Origin of the sequence: Alishewanella tabrizica (assembly GCF_014652375.1) — a bacterium.
Classification (GTDB): Bacteria; Pseudomonadota; Gammaproteobacteria; order Enterobacterales; family Alteromonadaceae; genus Alishewanella; species Alishewanella tabrizica.
The window spans coordinates 34,235-49,056 of sequence record NZ_BMYR01000014.1; the positions used below are offsets into that span (position 1 = coordinate 34,235).

13 protein-coding genes are annotated in these 14,822 nt (G+C 44.6%); 4 read left to right on the forward strand and 9 right to left on the reverse strand.

Annotation, left to right across the window (positions count from 1 at the left end):
* Positions 1-8: 8 nt before the first annotated feature.
* Complete coding sequence (rpsP, locus tag IE070_RS15005) at positions 9-260, reverse strand: 30S ribosomal protein S16 (protein WP_189484013.1); 252 nt, start codon at positions 258-260, stop codon at positions 9-11.
* Between the two features lie 176 nt (positions 261-436).
* Entirely contained in the window at positions 437-1,804 is a 1,368-nt protein-coding gene (ffh, locus tag IE070_RS15010) for a signal recognition particle protein (protein ID WP_189484014.1), read from the reverse strand.
* Positions 1,805-1,969: 165 nt separating this feature from the next.
* Here ffh and IE070_RS15015 point away from each other — a divergent pair, with 165 nt between their 5' ends.
* Together IE070_RS15015 and IE070_RS15020 are read left to right on the forward strand one after the other, a co-directional pair.
* Positions 1,970-2,761 carry a cytochrome C assembly family protein gene (locus IE070_RS15015; RefSeq protein WP_189484015.1) on the forward strand — a complete coding sequence of 264 codons (792 nt, stop codon included), beginning with the start codon at positions 1,970-1,972 and terminating at the stop codon, positions 2,759-2,761.
* A gap of 37 nt (positions 2,762-2,798) precedes the next feature.
* On the forward strand, positions 2,799-4,061 hold the full coding sequence (locus IE070_RS15020; RefSeq protein WP_189484016.1) for an HlyC/CorC family transporter: 1,263 nt from the start codon (positions 2,799-2,801) through the stop codon (positions 4,059-4,061).
* Between the two features lie 98 nt (positions 4,062-4,159).
* Here IE070_RS15020 and IE070_RS15025 read toward each other — a convergent pair whose 3' ends face one another.
* From IE070_RS15025 to pssA, 3 genes are all read right to left on the reverse strand, one after another.
* Positions 4,160-4,798 carry a transglycosylase SLT domain-containing protein gene (locus tag IE070_RS15025; protein ID WP_189484017.1) on the reverse strand — a complete coding sequence of 213 codons (639 nt, stop codon included), beginning with the start codon at positions 4,796-4,798 and terminating at the stop codon, positions 4,160-4,162.
* A gap of 106 nt (positions 4,799-4,904) precedes the next feature.
* A complete protein-coding gene (gshA, locus tag IE070_RS15030) occupies positions 4,905-6,500 on the reverse strand; it encodes a glutamate--cysteine ligase (RefSeq protein ID WP_189484018.1) in 1,596 nt (531 codons plus the stop codon).
* A gap of 184 nt (positions 6,501-6,684) precedes the next feature.
* A complete protein-coding gene (pssA, locus tag IE070_RS15035) occupies positions 6,685-7,512 on the reverse strand; it encodes a CDP-diacylglycerol--serine O-phosphatidyltransferase (RefSeq protein ID WP_189484019.1) in 828 nt (275 codons plus the stop codon).
* Between the two features lie 64 nt (positions 7,513-7,576).
* Here pssA and IE070_RS15040 point away from each other — a divergent pair, with 64 nt between their 5' ends.
* Positions 7,577-7,981, forward strand: a complete 405-nt coding sequence (locus tag IE070_RS15040) for a DUF4124 domain-containing protein (RefSeq protein ID WP_189484020.1) — start codon at positions 7,577-7,579, stop codon at positions 7,979-7,981.
* A gap of 19 nt (positions 7,982-8,000) precedes the next feature.
* Here IE070_RS15040 and clpB read toward each other — a convergent pair whose 3' ends face one another.
* The 3 genes from clpB to rluD all read right to left on the reverse strand — a co-directional run bounded on the left by clpB (position 8,001) and on the right by rluD (position 12,449).
* Positions 8,001-10,577, reverse strand: a complete 2,577-nt coding sequence (clpB, locus tag IE070_RS15045) for an ATP-dependent chaperone ClpB (RefSeq protein ID WP_189484021.1) — start codon at positions 10,575-10,577, stop codon at positions 8,001-8,003.
* Between the two features lie 113 nt (positions 10,578-10,690).
* The gene (gene pgeF, locus IE070_RS15050) at positions 10,691-11,452 is read right to left on the reverse strand and encodes a peptidoglycan editing factor PgeF (RefSeq protein WP_189484022.1); all 762 of its coding nucleotides are present in this window, start codon (positions 11,450-11,452) and stop codon (positions 10,691-10,693) included.
* Positions 11,453-11,474: 22 nt separating this feature from the next.
* Positions 11,475-12,449 (reverse strand): 23S rRNA pseudouridine(1911/1915/1917) synthase RluD, encoded by a 975-nt coding sequence (rluD, locus tag IE070_RS15055; RefSeq protein WP_189484023.1) that lies wholly within the window; start codon positions 12,447-12,449, stop codon positions 11,475-11,477.
* A 123-nt stretch (positions 12,450-12,572) separates the two neighbouring features.
* Here rluD and IE070_RS15060 point away from each other — a divergent pair, with 123 nt between their 5' ends.
* A complete protein-coding gene (locus IE070_RS15060) occupies positions 12,573-13,325 on the forward strand; it encodes an outer membrane protein assembly factor BamD (RefSeq protein ID WP_189484024.1) in 753 nt (250 codons plus the stop codon).
* Positions 13,326-13,384: 59 nt separating this feature from the next.
* On the opposite strand, the gene radA is transcribed toward IE070_RS15060, so the two are convergent.
* The gene (gene radA, locus IE070_RS15065) at positions 13,385-14,746 is read right to left on the reverse strand and encodes a DNA repair protein RadA (protein ID WP_189484025.1); all 1,362 of its coding nucleotides are present in this window, start codon (positions 14,744-14,746) and stop codon (positions 13,385-13,387) included.
* Positions 14,747-14,822 lie beyond the last annotated feature (76 nt).

The window sequence follows — 14,822 nt, forward strand, 5'->3', positions numbered from 1 at the left end:
TTTGCTAATTAAGCCGCAACTTTCTTAGCATTTTTTACCAGATTGGCTACGCGATCACTTAATGCAGCACCTTGTGCTACCCAGTGTTCAACGCGATCCAGGTCCAGACGCAGTTTCTCTTCAGTACCGCTGGCGATTGGGTTAAAGAAACCCACACGCTCAATAAAACGGCCATCACGAGCAAAACGGCTGTCCGCTACCACAACTTGGTAAAATGGACGCTTTTTCGCGCCACCACGTTGTAAACGAATAGTTACCATACCGTCCTCTAATTTTAATCGTTCAGGTTTTAAAAAATAACAAAGCCCCCAGACGGGCTGGAGGCTGCTGCATTGTACGGATTTTTACCATGAATGCAAGGCATTTCACGGCTTGGCAACCCATAACGCCAAACTTACGCAGCAAAGTTTTGGTTGTCGGCTGCAAAATAGCTGACTTACCGCGGCGGCAACATACCCGGTGGTAATTTGCCTCCCATGCCACGCATCATTTTCATTAGCCCACCTTTACCCTGCATTTGCTTCATCATTTTTTGCATTTGGGTAAATTGCTTCAGCAGCTTATTGATATCTTGTACTTCGGTGCCAGAACCTGTCGCAATACGTTTTTTACGTGAGCCTTTTAGTAAATCAGGAAACTCACGCTCTTTTGGGGTCATGGAATTAATTATGGCTTCCATTTTCACAAATTGCTTTTCATCCAACTGGCTGGCTGCGCCAGCTGGCAGGTTTTTCATCCCTGGCAGCTTATCCATTAATGACATCATGCCGCCCATACTACGCATTTGCACCAACTGCTCACGAAAATCTTCTAATGAAAAGCCTTTGCCTTTCATCATTTTTTGCGCCATTTTCGCTGTTTTTTCTTTGTCGACCTTTTGCTCAAGTTCTTCAATTAAACTGAGCATATCACCCATACCTAAAATGCGTGATGCAATGCGGTCTGGATGGAAGGGCTCCAAGGCATCGGTTTTTTCGCCGGTACCGATAAATTTGATAGGTTTACCCGTGATATGCCGAATTGACAGTGCCGCACCGCCCCGTGCATCACCATCGGCTTTAGTGAGGATAATACCGGTTAGCGGCAAGGCTTCGTTAAAGGCTTTTGCCGTGTTCGCCGCATCTTGCCCGGTCATGGCATCCACCACAAACAAGGTCTCAATGGGTTTTACTGCCGCGTGCAGCGCTTTAATTTCATCCATCATCTCGGTGTCAACATGCAAACGACCGGCCGTATCAACCAGTAGCACGTCAAACATACGCGTTTTTGCATGGGTTATGGCTGCATTAACAATAGCCACTGGCGCCTGTGAAATATCACTTGGGAAGAACTCAACCCCAATATCTTTAGCCAGTGTTTCTAATTGTTTAATCGCCGCAGGCCGATAAACGTCGGCCGAAACCACTAATACCTTTTTCTTTTTACGCTCTGTTAAAAACTTCGCCAGCTTGCCTACAGAGGTGGTTTTACCGGCACCTTGTAAGCCTGCCATCAGAATAACTGCAGGTGGCTGCGTATTTAATGCCAATTCCTGATTGGCTTCACCCATCGCGTCTTCTAACGCTTTACGCACAATTTTCAGAAACTCTTGGCCTGGCGTTAAGCTCTTACTTACTTCCAAACCAACAGAACGCTCTTTTATCTGATTGATAAAATCCCGCACAACAGGTAATGCGACATCAGCTTCCAGCAATGCCATACGTACTTCACGTAAAGTTTCTTTGATGTTGTCTTCGGTGAGACGACCGCGACCGCTAATATTTTTAAGCGTACGGCTTAAACGATCTGACAGGTTTTCAAACATAACAGTGACCCGTATTCATAAATTGAAATGATTATACTCTTTTGCCATGCATTCGTCAGCCACTTAAGACGCTGACATTGAACGTGCAAAGCATGCTGGATGCTCGCATCTTGCATCTATTTGTGTATACAATAACAAACTTATCGCATCAATGGAGTGTTAAGAATGCCTACGTTGTTTCCTGCGCTGGCGCTGCTTGCTTATTTAGTCGCAACCTTTGCGATTGTGCTGCGTTTATTTCATCCAGCGGGGCCAAACTTCAAACTGGTATTTGGCGCGGCTACCTTAGCCGTGGTATTGCATATGCTTACCCTAACGGATGCCATTTTTACCACCGAGGGTCAAAACTTTAATTTAAGCAATGTGAGTTCACTCGTCTGCTGGTTAATCACGCTTTCAATAACCCTTACATCGCTGCGTACACCCGCTATTTTATTGTTACCGTTAGTTTATACCTTTGCGGCGGTTCTCTTACTCACGACCTTAGTCGTACCAAGCTCAGTACAAATACAACATTTACAGCATAGCCCAGGGTTAATAGCGCATATTACGCTCGCATTTACCGCCTATGTAGTATTGCTTATGGCCACCTTATATTCAGTGCAGGTGGCCTATATTAGTTATAAGCTGAAACATAAGGATTTCTCGGGCGTAAGCCGCTTTTTACCGCCTCTGATGCAAGCCGAAAACTTACAATTCCGACTGCTGGCTGCAGGCACGCTGTTATTAGCATTGGGGCTGTTAAGCGGTATTCCTTACACAACTAATTGGCTTGAGCATAAAAGTCTGTTAAGTTCATTGGCATTGGGGATATTTATCCTTCTGTGTTGGGGACATGCACGTTTAGGTTGGCGCGGCAAAACAGCCATTACACTAACGCTTACAGGCACTATTTTATTAACACTGGCCTATTTTGGCAGCCGTTTTGTTAAAGAAGTACTGCTTAACCGTTTTTAACGCTCTTATTTTGTTTGGCTATATAGGTATTTAATTCTTGGACGCGATTTCGACTGGCACCCTATTCATTATACTAGGCGTGTTACTGGTACTTTCTGCTTTCTTCTCCGGCTCTGAAACCGGCATGATGTCGGTAAATCCTTATCGTCTAAAACACCTAGAAAACGAGAATAACAAAGCAGCAAAACGCGTCAGCTTATTACTAAAACGTCCTGATCGTTTGATTGGCTTGATCTTAATTGGCAACAACTTAGTCAATATTGCAGCCGCCACTGTAACAACCTTAATTGGCCAACGGCTTTATGGCGACCTGGGCCTTGCTATAGCACCAATCGCACTCACCTTAGTCGTACTTATTTTTGCCGAAGTGACACCCAAAACGCTGGCAGCACTCTATCCTGAACGTGTGGCCTTTCCGGCATCCGTGATCTTACGTGTGTTATTAAAGGTATTTTACCCTTTTGTTTTTTTACTCAATAAGGTGACTAATGGCTTACTTGCCTTACTGGGTGTTAGCCCAGAGCGTCATCAGGGAAATAGCTTAAGCGCTGAAGAATTGCGTACTGTTGTGCATGAAGCGGGCGCATTAATTCCAGAGCAACACCAAAGCATGCTCGTGGGCGTTTTAGATCTAGAAAATGTCACGGTTGAAGACATTATGATCCCACGTAACGAAATTATTGGTATTGATATTAATGATGAGTGGAAAGATATCATTCGACAACTAGCCAATACATTGCATAGCCGTATCTTACTTTACCGCGATAACATCGATGATGCACTTGGCTTTATTCATCCACGCGATCTGGTGAGATTATTATTAAAAGAACAATTTACTAAAGCCACTTTATTACGTTCAGTACATGAAATTTATTACATACCCGAGGGTACCGCACTCAATACCCAATTATTAAAGTTTCAAAGCACCAAAGAGCGCATTGGTTTAGTTGTAGATGAATATGGTGATATTCAAGGGTTAGTTACGCTTGAAGACATCCTCGAAGAAGTTGTGGGTAAGTTTACGACCGACATTGTTGAAGACAGTAATGAAGACATTATGAAGCAACCCGATGGCTCATTCTTAATTGATGGCAGTATCAGCTTGCGCGAACTCAACCGACAAATGCAGCTTGAGTTTCCGACTGATGGACCAAAAACCTTAAACGGCTTACTGCTTGAGCATTTAGAAGAGATCCCGCAAGGTAAAATGAGTGTTAAACTAGCAGGGTATCCAATTGAAATTGTTGAAGTGCACGATAACATGATTAAAACAGTACGCTTAATCTTGGCGTCATCCTAACAACGCATTCCAAGAGTGGATACTGCAATCATGGTAACAACTAGATAGCGGCTTGGTATCTAGTCTCGTCACAAGCACACTATGAAATGCTCACACCACTAACCGAAAAATAATCGTCCTAACCAACCTCGTTGCAATTCTTTTTCGCAACGTCTTAACTGTTGCTGATACAGTGTTGCACGGTCATCAACGCGCCGAGCCGTGTTGATTAACCACCTTTTATTACGATAGGTTCCCCGCCGATAGCCGCCCCAACCTTCATGGTAGTTCAAGTAAAGCCGATACGCATCATCCTTGGGAATGTTATTCACTTGATGCGTTTTATGGATATACCAACCAATAAAATCGACGGCATCATCAAAATTGGTTCGCCGCGCAAAAAAGCGATTGGTATCGGTCACGTAATCATTCCAAGCTGGGGTTTGAGCTTGAGAGTACCCATAGGCAGAGCTGCCACGGCCATAAGGAATAAAGCCCAAAAAATAGCGCATTGGCGGTTTAGCATTGTGCCGAAAACCACTTTCTTGATACATAATACTTATGGGAATGGCAATGGGGACACCCCATTTATCGCTAGCCTTGGCGGTAGCGTGATACCACGCGCGATGCTCACCAAAAATCTCACAAATATTTGAAGTGTCTTGTGGCGGTGGGGTTGCACAGCCTGATAACAGTAGGCTAGCTCCAAACAAAAAAAATAAACTAATTTTTTTTAATGATTTTTGAACTATCTGCATGAACATGATTCTAATGAAATGAATGGATTCAACCAAGTTTTTGTTTTCCCTGGATTCTCCTTCACGGCTACCTCTGGTAGCCGTTTTTTTTGGCGACAACACTGATTTAAAGCGTTTGTTCGCAAGCCGGAACCTCCGCAAAGTATTGTTGGATATACTCGTCAAAACTAAGAGTATCACTTGCCTCAATGTCTTTTTGCTGCTGTAAAGAGGTAGTTACTGCTTCACTGAACGCCGACTCGGTATATAGTTGGTAAGGCTCTTGTAACAATTGCTGCTGGTACGCTTCCGCTAATTGTCGCATGTAACGACCGTTGTCTTTGCGTTGACTGATCAAATGATTTAATACTTTCCCAGAGGGCGTTTGAGCAGGATCTAGCAACGATAAATAGTATTGTTTAAGCGCGCCTTGATAACGGTTACTGTTATAAGCGTCATCTAGCCAACGCGCGATCGGCATCATGTCGGCAAATATCTGTTCCGCCCAATCCTGCATTAAACGCGGCTGACCATCTTGTATCAGCTCTAAATTAATGCGACGACCATCCGTTACCACTTTTTTCAGGTTTTGCTCGGTAATGGTTTGTTCAGCAGCAGATAAAGAGGGGCTCTGTTCAAGTAAACAATACACCAAGAAAATATCTAAAAAGTGCATCTGCTCAGCCGTGATCCCTACCGGACTAAACGGATTGACATCTAATGCTCGCACTTCAATATACTCCACCCCACGTTTAGCCAACGCGCAGGTAGGCCGCTCTCCCGACTCGGTAGTCCGTTTCGGTCTAATAGTAGAGTAAAACTCGTTTTCTATTTGCAGCACATTCGCATTCAGTTGTTGATAAACACCGTCAACCTTAATGCCAATATTTTGATATTCGACAGACGGCTGGCTAATCGCCGAATGTAAGCCAGCAATGTATTCTGGCAAGGTGTTATAGGTAATATTTAAACTTGATTGTGCACTGTTGGTATACCCTAAATCACTCATTCTTAATGAGGTTGCGTAAGGTAAATAAACGGTGCCTTCACCTAAACTTTGAAACGAGTAACGAGAAGTGCGGCCCTCTAAAAATGATTTACACATGGCCGGTGACGCACCAAACAAATAGACAATCAGCCACGCATTACGTTTGTAATTTCGAATTAATGACAAGTATTGATCAGACACAAAATCTTGCAATGGCCGTTGGTCGGCCAGCAGGGTTTGATAGGCTAGCCAAAAGCTATTGGGCAGTGAAAAGTTAAAATGCACACCACTAATAGCTTGCATCATACTACCATAACGATTTTTTAAACCTTGTCTGTACAAGGTTTTCATGCGTCCAATATTTGAATTTCCATAAAACGCTAATGGGATCTGGTGCTGATCAGCAATATAGCATGGCATACTGGCAGGCCAGATGCGTTCTGCACCCAATTGCCGCAATGTAAATCGATGAATATCGGTAAGTTGCTTAATTGTTGTATCAATATCTGCAGTTGCAGGTGTAATAAACTCAAGCAATGACTCAGAAAAATCCGTGGTAATCCACGGATGGGTTAATGCTGAGCCCAGCGCTAAAGGATGGGCACTTTGCGCCAAACTCCCATCTGCATTTACTCTTAACGTTTCTCGCTCAATACCGCGTTTGATACCGACGATCGATTGAGTATGGCCACTTTGCTGCAGAGCAGTAAGGCGTTGCGTAATGCTGGAGACCAAGATTATTCCTTATTTAACAAGTTATCCCCCACCAAATGGGGGATAACACAACAATTTTCAATATAGGGCACATACTTAAGGTCAGAATACCGCTGCAAATTTGCGCTAATCTGAACACAGCCAGTAACCTAACAAACTCTTGGTCGGTGCGTTACGCGCATTAAATCGCGCGTTACACCCAAAATTACGTGTTATCTTCTGGTTTGCTCTGTTTTTTTTCTGCAGAGTTAGCGTGTTCATCTAAAAAATCAGCATCATCAGAATCGCCAACGACATGTTCTAATTTTAATTTGCGAACACTGCGAAACGTGGTTATAGGACCAGAGCACGCGTATATCGCAAAAATCAAAAACAACATTTGCGCAGGTTTTGATGCAATCACCACGAATACCACCACTACCAGCAATATTGTTAAAAAGGAGACACGATCACGCCAATTAAGGGTTTTAAAAGAGTTATAGCGAAAATTACTGACCATCAAGAAGCCAGTCGCAATAGTAATTAAGCCTACAATGTAGCCATATTTGTCGCCATCAATTTGAAAGCTTGTGCCATTCCACACCATACCTGCAACCAGTGCCGCAGCAGCTGGACTGGCAAGTCCTTGGAAAAAACGACCATCAGTAACACCTAAATTGGCATTAAACCGCGCCAAACGCAATGCGGCACAAGCAACATAGACAAAAGCGGCTAACCAGCCAAATTTACCCAGATCGGCTAATGCCCAATTATAGGCAACCAAGGCAGGCGCAACACCAAAAGCTAACAAATCAGACATACTGTCATACTGCGCACCAAATTCACTTTGCGTATTGGTTAACCGTGCCACACGCCCATCCAATCCGTCGAAAATCATCGCGATGAATATCGCCACAGCGGCAGCTTCGAAACGGCCATTCATTGAGGACACAATCGCAAAAAAGCCGGAGAACAACCCTGCAGTGGTCAGTAAGTTAGGTAACAAGTAAATCCCTTTGCGAGGACTATTTTCAGTATTTTTTGAGTCTGTCATAAGGCAACTTCTAAAAAAAAGATTACAATGATTATAAAGAACATAACATAACATGGATAGAACCATGGCAAAAGTGCAGCTTCTCTTATTGTTCGTTGTTGGGTTTGCCAGCAATGCATCACTATCAGCCCAAACGGTATACAGCTGGCAAGACAGCAAAGGCGTTACACATTTCAGCCAGCAGCCTCCCCCTAACGGTGATTACCAATTACTCTCGGTACAATCTAGCCGAGCTGCGACGCCACGTGAGGCTGAAGCTGGCACTGTCGGCGATACCGTTGATCCTGCGTTATGTCAGCAGGCCAAAAATCAGCTGGAATTACTAAAAAACCAACAAGAATTATTTACCCGTGTGCTAAACACCACCACTAATACTACAGAAATGCGGCTTATTACCGATGATGAGCGAGAACAGCAAAGACTGCTGGCCGAGTTTGAAATAAAAAGGCGTTGCTCAGCAACGCCTTAACAGTGTCATTTATGGGGTGTTATTTAGTCTGAATAGTAAAGTGTTCGCCATCATGGTCAACCATAATGGTACTACCAGGCAAAAAGTGACCTTGCAATAAAGACTGTGCCAATGCATTCTCCAAGTGTTGTTGGATTGCTCGCTTTAACGGTCTGGCACCAAACAATGGATCAAAACCCACTGCCGCTAACGTATCTAAAGCAGCTTCACTCACCTGCAACTGATAATCACGTTGTTGTAAACGTTGTTCCAAACGTTTGAGCTGAATACGTGCAATTTGTTTAATTTGAACGCTATCTAATGGATGGAAAACAACGGTTTCATCCAATCGATTCAAAAACTCTGGCCGAAACTGTTTGGCTAAAACCCCCATCAGCATCTCTTTCATCTGAGTGTAACTAAATTCACGATAATGCTCTTGTATCAGGTCTGAACCAAGATTAGATGTCATGATAATTACCGTATTTTTAAAATCCACGGTTCGGCCATGCCCATCGGTTAAACGCCCATCGTCTAACACCTGCAGTAAAATATTAAATACATCAGGATGCGCTTTCTCTACCTCATCTAACAAAATCACTGAATAAGGTTTGCGCCTTACTGCTTCAGTTAAATACCCCCCCTCTTCATAGCCTACATACCCTGGGGGCGCACCGACCAGCCTTGATACAGCGTGTTTTTCCATAAACTCCGACATATCAATTCGAATCATTGCTTCAGGGCTATCAAATAAAAACCTGGCTAACGCTTTGGTTAATTCTGTTTTCCCAACCCCAGTAGGCCCTAAAAACAAAAAGGAACCGATGGGCTTATTGGGATCAGCTAAGCCGGCACGCGAGCGACGAATAGCGTTTGAGACTGCCGCCACCGCTTCATGCTGCCCGACCACGTTGTTATGTAAAGCCTGCTCCATGCGTAATAACTTATCGCGCTCGCCCTCAAGCATTTTACTGACGGGAATACCCGTTGCTTTTGATAACACATCGGCTATTTCATGCTCTGTCACTTTATTACGCAGCAAGGTCATCTCTTGCATTTCCGCTTGCGATGCTAAATCTAACTTTTTCTCTAACTCGGGAATGCGTCCATATTGCAATTCTGACATTCGCTGTAGATCACTGGCGCGACGCGCAACCTCTAAATCTAGCCGTGCTTGCTCTAACTCGGCTTTGATATTTTGAGTGCCTTGCAATGCCGCTTTTTCAGACTCCCACACTTCATCTAACTCGTTATAACGGCTGTCTAGCTCTTGGATCTGTTCTTGTATCCCATCACGCCGCTTTTTACTGGCGTCGTCGGCTTCCTTTGCTAGGGCATTATCTTCGAGTTTTAATTGGATGATCCGCCGTTCTAACCGATCTAACTCTTCCGGCTTAGAATCCATTTGCATCCGAATACTCGACGCGGCTTCATCAATTAAATCTATTGCTTTGTCAGGTAATTGCCTATCGCTAACATAACGATGAGACAGCGTGGCTGCAGCAACGATTGCCGGATCAGTAATTTCTACCGCATGATGTAACTCGTAGCGTTCTTTTAAACCGCGAAGAATCGCAATGGTATCCTCGACACTCGGCTCTTCTACTAACACCTTTTGAAAACGGCGCTCTAAAGCGGCATCTTTCTCAATGTATTTACGATATTCATCTAAGGTTGTTGCGCCCAAGCAATGCAATTCGCCACGTGCTAACGCAGGTTTGAGCATATTACCCGCGTCCATGGCGCCATCCGCTTTGCCAGCTCCCACCATGGTATGGATTTCATCAATAAATAAAATAATCTGGCCTTCTTCTTTGGCCACATCACTGAGCACAGCTTTTAGGCGCTCTTCAAATTCACCACGATATTTAGCGCCAGCGAGCAAGGAACCCATATCTAAAGACAAGACGCGTTTATCTTTTAATCCCTCTGGGACTTCTTTATTGATAATACGCTGAGCTAACCCTTCGACAATTGCAGTTTTACCCACGCCAGGCTCACCGATGAGTACGGGATTATTCTTGGTGCGGCGCTGCAATACTTGAATACAACGACGAATTTCTTCATCTCGACCGATAACAGGATCTAATTTACCCGCTTCAGCCCTGGCAGTTAAATCAATAGTATATTTTGTTAACGCTTGGCGCGTATCTTCAGCATTAACATCATCGACCTTCTGACCACCACGCAGTTGTTCAATAGCGGCATTGATATTGTTAGCCGTGACACCTAACAACTGTAATATGCGACCGAGTTCCGATTTATCTTCAGTTGCGGCTAAAACAAATAACTCACTGGAAATAAATTGGTCTTTACGTTTTTGCGCCAGCTTATCGCACTGCTGTAATAATTGCGCGGTACTAGCAGCAAGTTGTAAATTGGCCGCTTGGCCTTCTACGCGAGGTAAACGTTCGATGGCTTGACTGACTTTAGAACGTAATTCGTTGAAGTTAATCGCCAGCTTGTTAAGTAATTCTCGAACCGTACCACCCTCTTGGTTGAGTAAGGCAAACATCAGGTGTACGGGTTCAATAAATTGTTGATCACGACCTAGTGCCAGCGATTGTGCATCGGCAATGGCTTCTTGAAATTTTGCAGTGAATTTATCTAATCGCATGAGAGGGCTCCTACAAGCATCATTAAGCGTTGATATACCCTAAAATTGGGGAGCATTGCAGAATTTTCAAGCAATAGACGTCAAAAATTTGACTTAGATCATAAAAGTATTGACTAGTCTAACCAAATCGCACTGGCCATGCGGCCTGTTTGGCCATCGCGCCGATAGGAAAAAAACTGTGCAGGTTGCTGATAAGTACAATAATCGCCACCATAAATGGCATTGACGCCTTGCGCCATTAAACGTTGCTTAGCCAATAAGTAGAGATCGGCTAAGTATTTACCCTGAGCCGTTGGCTGAAATGCGGCCTCAGCCATGGCCTGATGTTGGATAAAGGTATTACGCACCTCGGCCCCAACTTCAAACGCACTTTTACTAATTGCAGGTCCGAGCCACGCTAAAATAGTCTCAGAGCTTGCCTGAAAGTGTTTAAGCGTTTCTTCAATCACGCCACTGGCTAAACCACGCCAGCCGGCATGGATTGCAGCCACTTCTCGTCCAGCCTTGTCACACAATAATATAGGCAAACAATCGGCCGTCATCACTACACACACACGCTTAGGCTGTTTGCTATATGCGGCATCAGCCATAATCGGTGCTGTGTTAGCGTAAGTGACTAATTCAGGTTGTGCCACGTTCGTGCCATGCACCTGCTGTAACCATAATGGCGCAGTTGGCATACCGGATAGATCTTGAAAACGCTGCCGATTATGCTGCACATGTTGCGGTTCATCACCCACATGATCGCCGAGATTAAAACTGTCAAACACGCCTCTTGAACAACCGCCAACGCGAGTAGAGCTTACCGCACGGACATTTAATGGCGCAGGCCAATCTGGCACCAATAAATTCTCGGTAAGGCGTGAAAGGGGCATTTAAGTTCCTTAGCTTTGGCGTTTACACAAAATCCATACCGTGCTTTTGGGTATCAGCACGCAGTGCATTATTCAAGGCCACCATATCATCAGGTAAAGGGGCATGCCACTCTAATAGTTGTCCTGTGATGGGATGGGCTAGTTTTAACATGATGGCGTGCAACGCTTGGCGTTTAAAGTTACGCATCATTACCAATAAACTTTCTTCAGCTTGGCGTGGCGGTCTTGGCCGACCACCATAGACTGGATCACCAACAAGCGGATGACTGATAAACGTCATATGTACTCGAATTTGATGCGTTCTGCCGGTTTCCAAACGCAAGCGTAAACGGGTATGCGCGCGGTATTTCTCCATAACACGATAATGCGTGACAGCAGGCTTACCGTTCTCAATAACAGCCATCAAGGTTCGTTTAGTGGGATGCCGCCCAAGAGGACGATTAACTAGCCCGCCGCCGGTCATTGCGCCGTAACACACTGCCTCGTACTCACGCGTAATTTCACGTGCTTGCATAGCCTCAACCAAATGCGTTTGCGCCGGTATGGTTTTCGCAATCACCATTAATCCTGTTGTATCTTTATCCAGTCGATGCACAATACCTGCTCTAGGTACTTCAGCAATTCCCGGACAATGATGCAATAAGGCATTTAACAGGGTGCCTTCGCTATTTCCCGCGCCCGGATGCACTACTAAACCCGCAGGTTTGTTAATAACTAATATATGTTCATCTTCAAAAATAATATTGAGATCGATAGGCTCTGCTTCAAAACGCTCATCTTCTGGTAGCGCAGCATGAATATCAATTTGCTCGCCGCCAAGCATTTTATGCCGAGGCGTGTTACAAAGCTGCTGGTTCACCAAGACCGCATCGGCCAAGATCCAATCTTTTATGCGCGAACGCGAATAATCGGGGAACATTTCGGCCAAAACCTGATCTAAGCGCTTACCATAAAGATGATCAGGAACGATTTGTGAAAGTTTTATCTGTTTTGTCATGACGGAAGCAGTTATCCTGTGTGCAACCCCTCGTTATCTGGGGTAGAATCGCAATAGAACGTATTTTAACGATTTTACGCTGGACTAGACAGCCATTTAGCTTAAGTAGTAACGGATTTTTACATGAAATTGAAATTTATCCTGATTATTTTGATGTCAATTACGCTGAGCGCCTGCGCCGGCAAGCCAAAACCAGAGCAAGTTAATCCTTCGCAAACTGCGCAAGGCCAATATCAACAAGCAAAAGACGTGCTCGATGCCGGCTTATACAACAGAGCTATCGAATTATTGAAAGCGGTTGAAAGCCGTTTTCCATTTGGTCCATTGGCACGTCAAGTCCAATTAGATTTAATCTATGCATATCATCAGGCGGGTGATTTGCCTCAAGCCTTGGCCAGTATTGACCGCTTTATTCGTCTTAATCCTAATCAACCTGATTTAGATTATGTCTACTACATGCGTGGACTCACCAATTTAAAAGCAGATGAAAATGCTTTTCAGGAATTTTTTGGTATCGATCGTTCCGATCGCGATTTAAGCAGTACCCGTCAAGCGTTTGAAGATTTCAAAATTTTATTAAACAGCTATCCGCAAAGTAAGTATGCCGCGGATGCGAAACAACGCATGGTAATCATCAAAGATCAACTGGCGCGACATGAATTGTTGGTGGCAGATTATTACTTACGTCGTGGTGCTTTTTTAGCTGCAGCTAATCGGGGAAAATACGTGGTTGAATTTTATCGCGATTCACCTTTAGTTGAACAAGCCTTAGTGATCATGGTTGAAAGCTATGAGAAGCTGGGTCTTGATAAGTTAAAAACAGACACTGAGCAAGTGTTACGTTTAAACTTCCCGCAAAACAGCCGCTTTAACTAAGTAGTTGCTCTGTACATGCCCCCTCGAGCGAGCGCTTCAGGGGGCTTTTTAATAACGTTTTACAATGCTTCTAACGCATCCGCTAATTTACTCACTCCAATAACTTCCATACCGTCGATAAGCTCTTTGGGTTTATTCGCTAAAGGCACAATGGCGCGGCGAAAACCATGTTTAGCCGCTTCGCGCAAACGCTCCTGACCACTAGGCACCGGCCGGATCTCTCCTGCTAAGCCCACTTCGCCAAATACAACTAGATCATTCGGTAAAGGTTTATCCCTAAAACTCGACACTAGTGCTAATAGTGTGGCTAAATCTGCACTGGTTTCATTAACTTTCACGCCCCCCACAACGTTAACAAACACATCTTGATCAGCCATTTGGATCCCCGCATGCCGATGCATAACCGCCAATAGCATAGAGATACGATTTTGCTCCATTCCTAAGGTGACTCGCCGCGGATTATTAAGAGGGGAATAATCCACTAAGCCCTGTATTTCCACCAGAAGTGGACGCGTTCCTTCCCATAGCACCATTACGATACTGCCAGACTGATCTTCTTTACCTCGCGTTAAAAAAATGGCAGAAGGATTTTTTACTTCTTTCATGCCCTGCCCGGTCATAGCAAACACTCCCAACTCGTTTACCGGACCAAAGCGATTTTTATGACCGCGCATGGTGCGATAACGACTATCGGCATCGCCATCTAACATCACCGAACAATCGATACAATGCTCTAACACTTTGGGGCCGGCTAAAGAGCCATCTTTTGTGACATGGCCCACCATAATAATGGCGATATGGTATTGCTTTGCAAAACGGGTTAAAAAAGCCGCACTTTCTCTAACTTGTGACACGCTACCTGGTGCCGATTGAATATCGGCTAAATGCATAACCTGTATCGAATCAATAACCATTATTCGCGGCTTTTCTTGCTGCGCAAGCTGACAAATCGTTTCGACATTCGTTTCCGCCAACATCTTAAGATCTGCCATAGGTAAGCCTAAGCGCTGCGCACGCATAGCAACTTGCTGTAAAGATTCCTCTCCCGTCACATACAGTGCGCCACCTTGCTGCGCCAAACCACACATTACCTGCAATAACAACGTACTTTTACCCGCCCCCGGATGCCCCCCAATAAGAATGGCTGAACCTGGGACAATACCCCCACCCAAAACGCGATCAAACTCTAAAAAACCCGAACTGAAACGTGGCACCTCTTGCAAATCCACTTCATCCAGCCGCATAACTTTCGCAACCGCTGCGCCAGCATAGCCTTCAAATCGGGTATTTTTACTTTTTACCGCCCCTAGTCGTACCTCACTGACACTGTTCCACGTTCCACACTCGGTACACTGGCCTTGCCAACGCATAAAGTCAGCGCCACATTCATTACACACATAGGCCGTTTTTGTTTTTGCCATAACTCTTCTCGCTTTACATGAAAGGCACAGATATTGCTTTTCGAAAAAGAACCACGTAGCTTAACCCGATTATAAC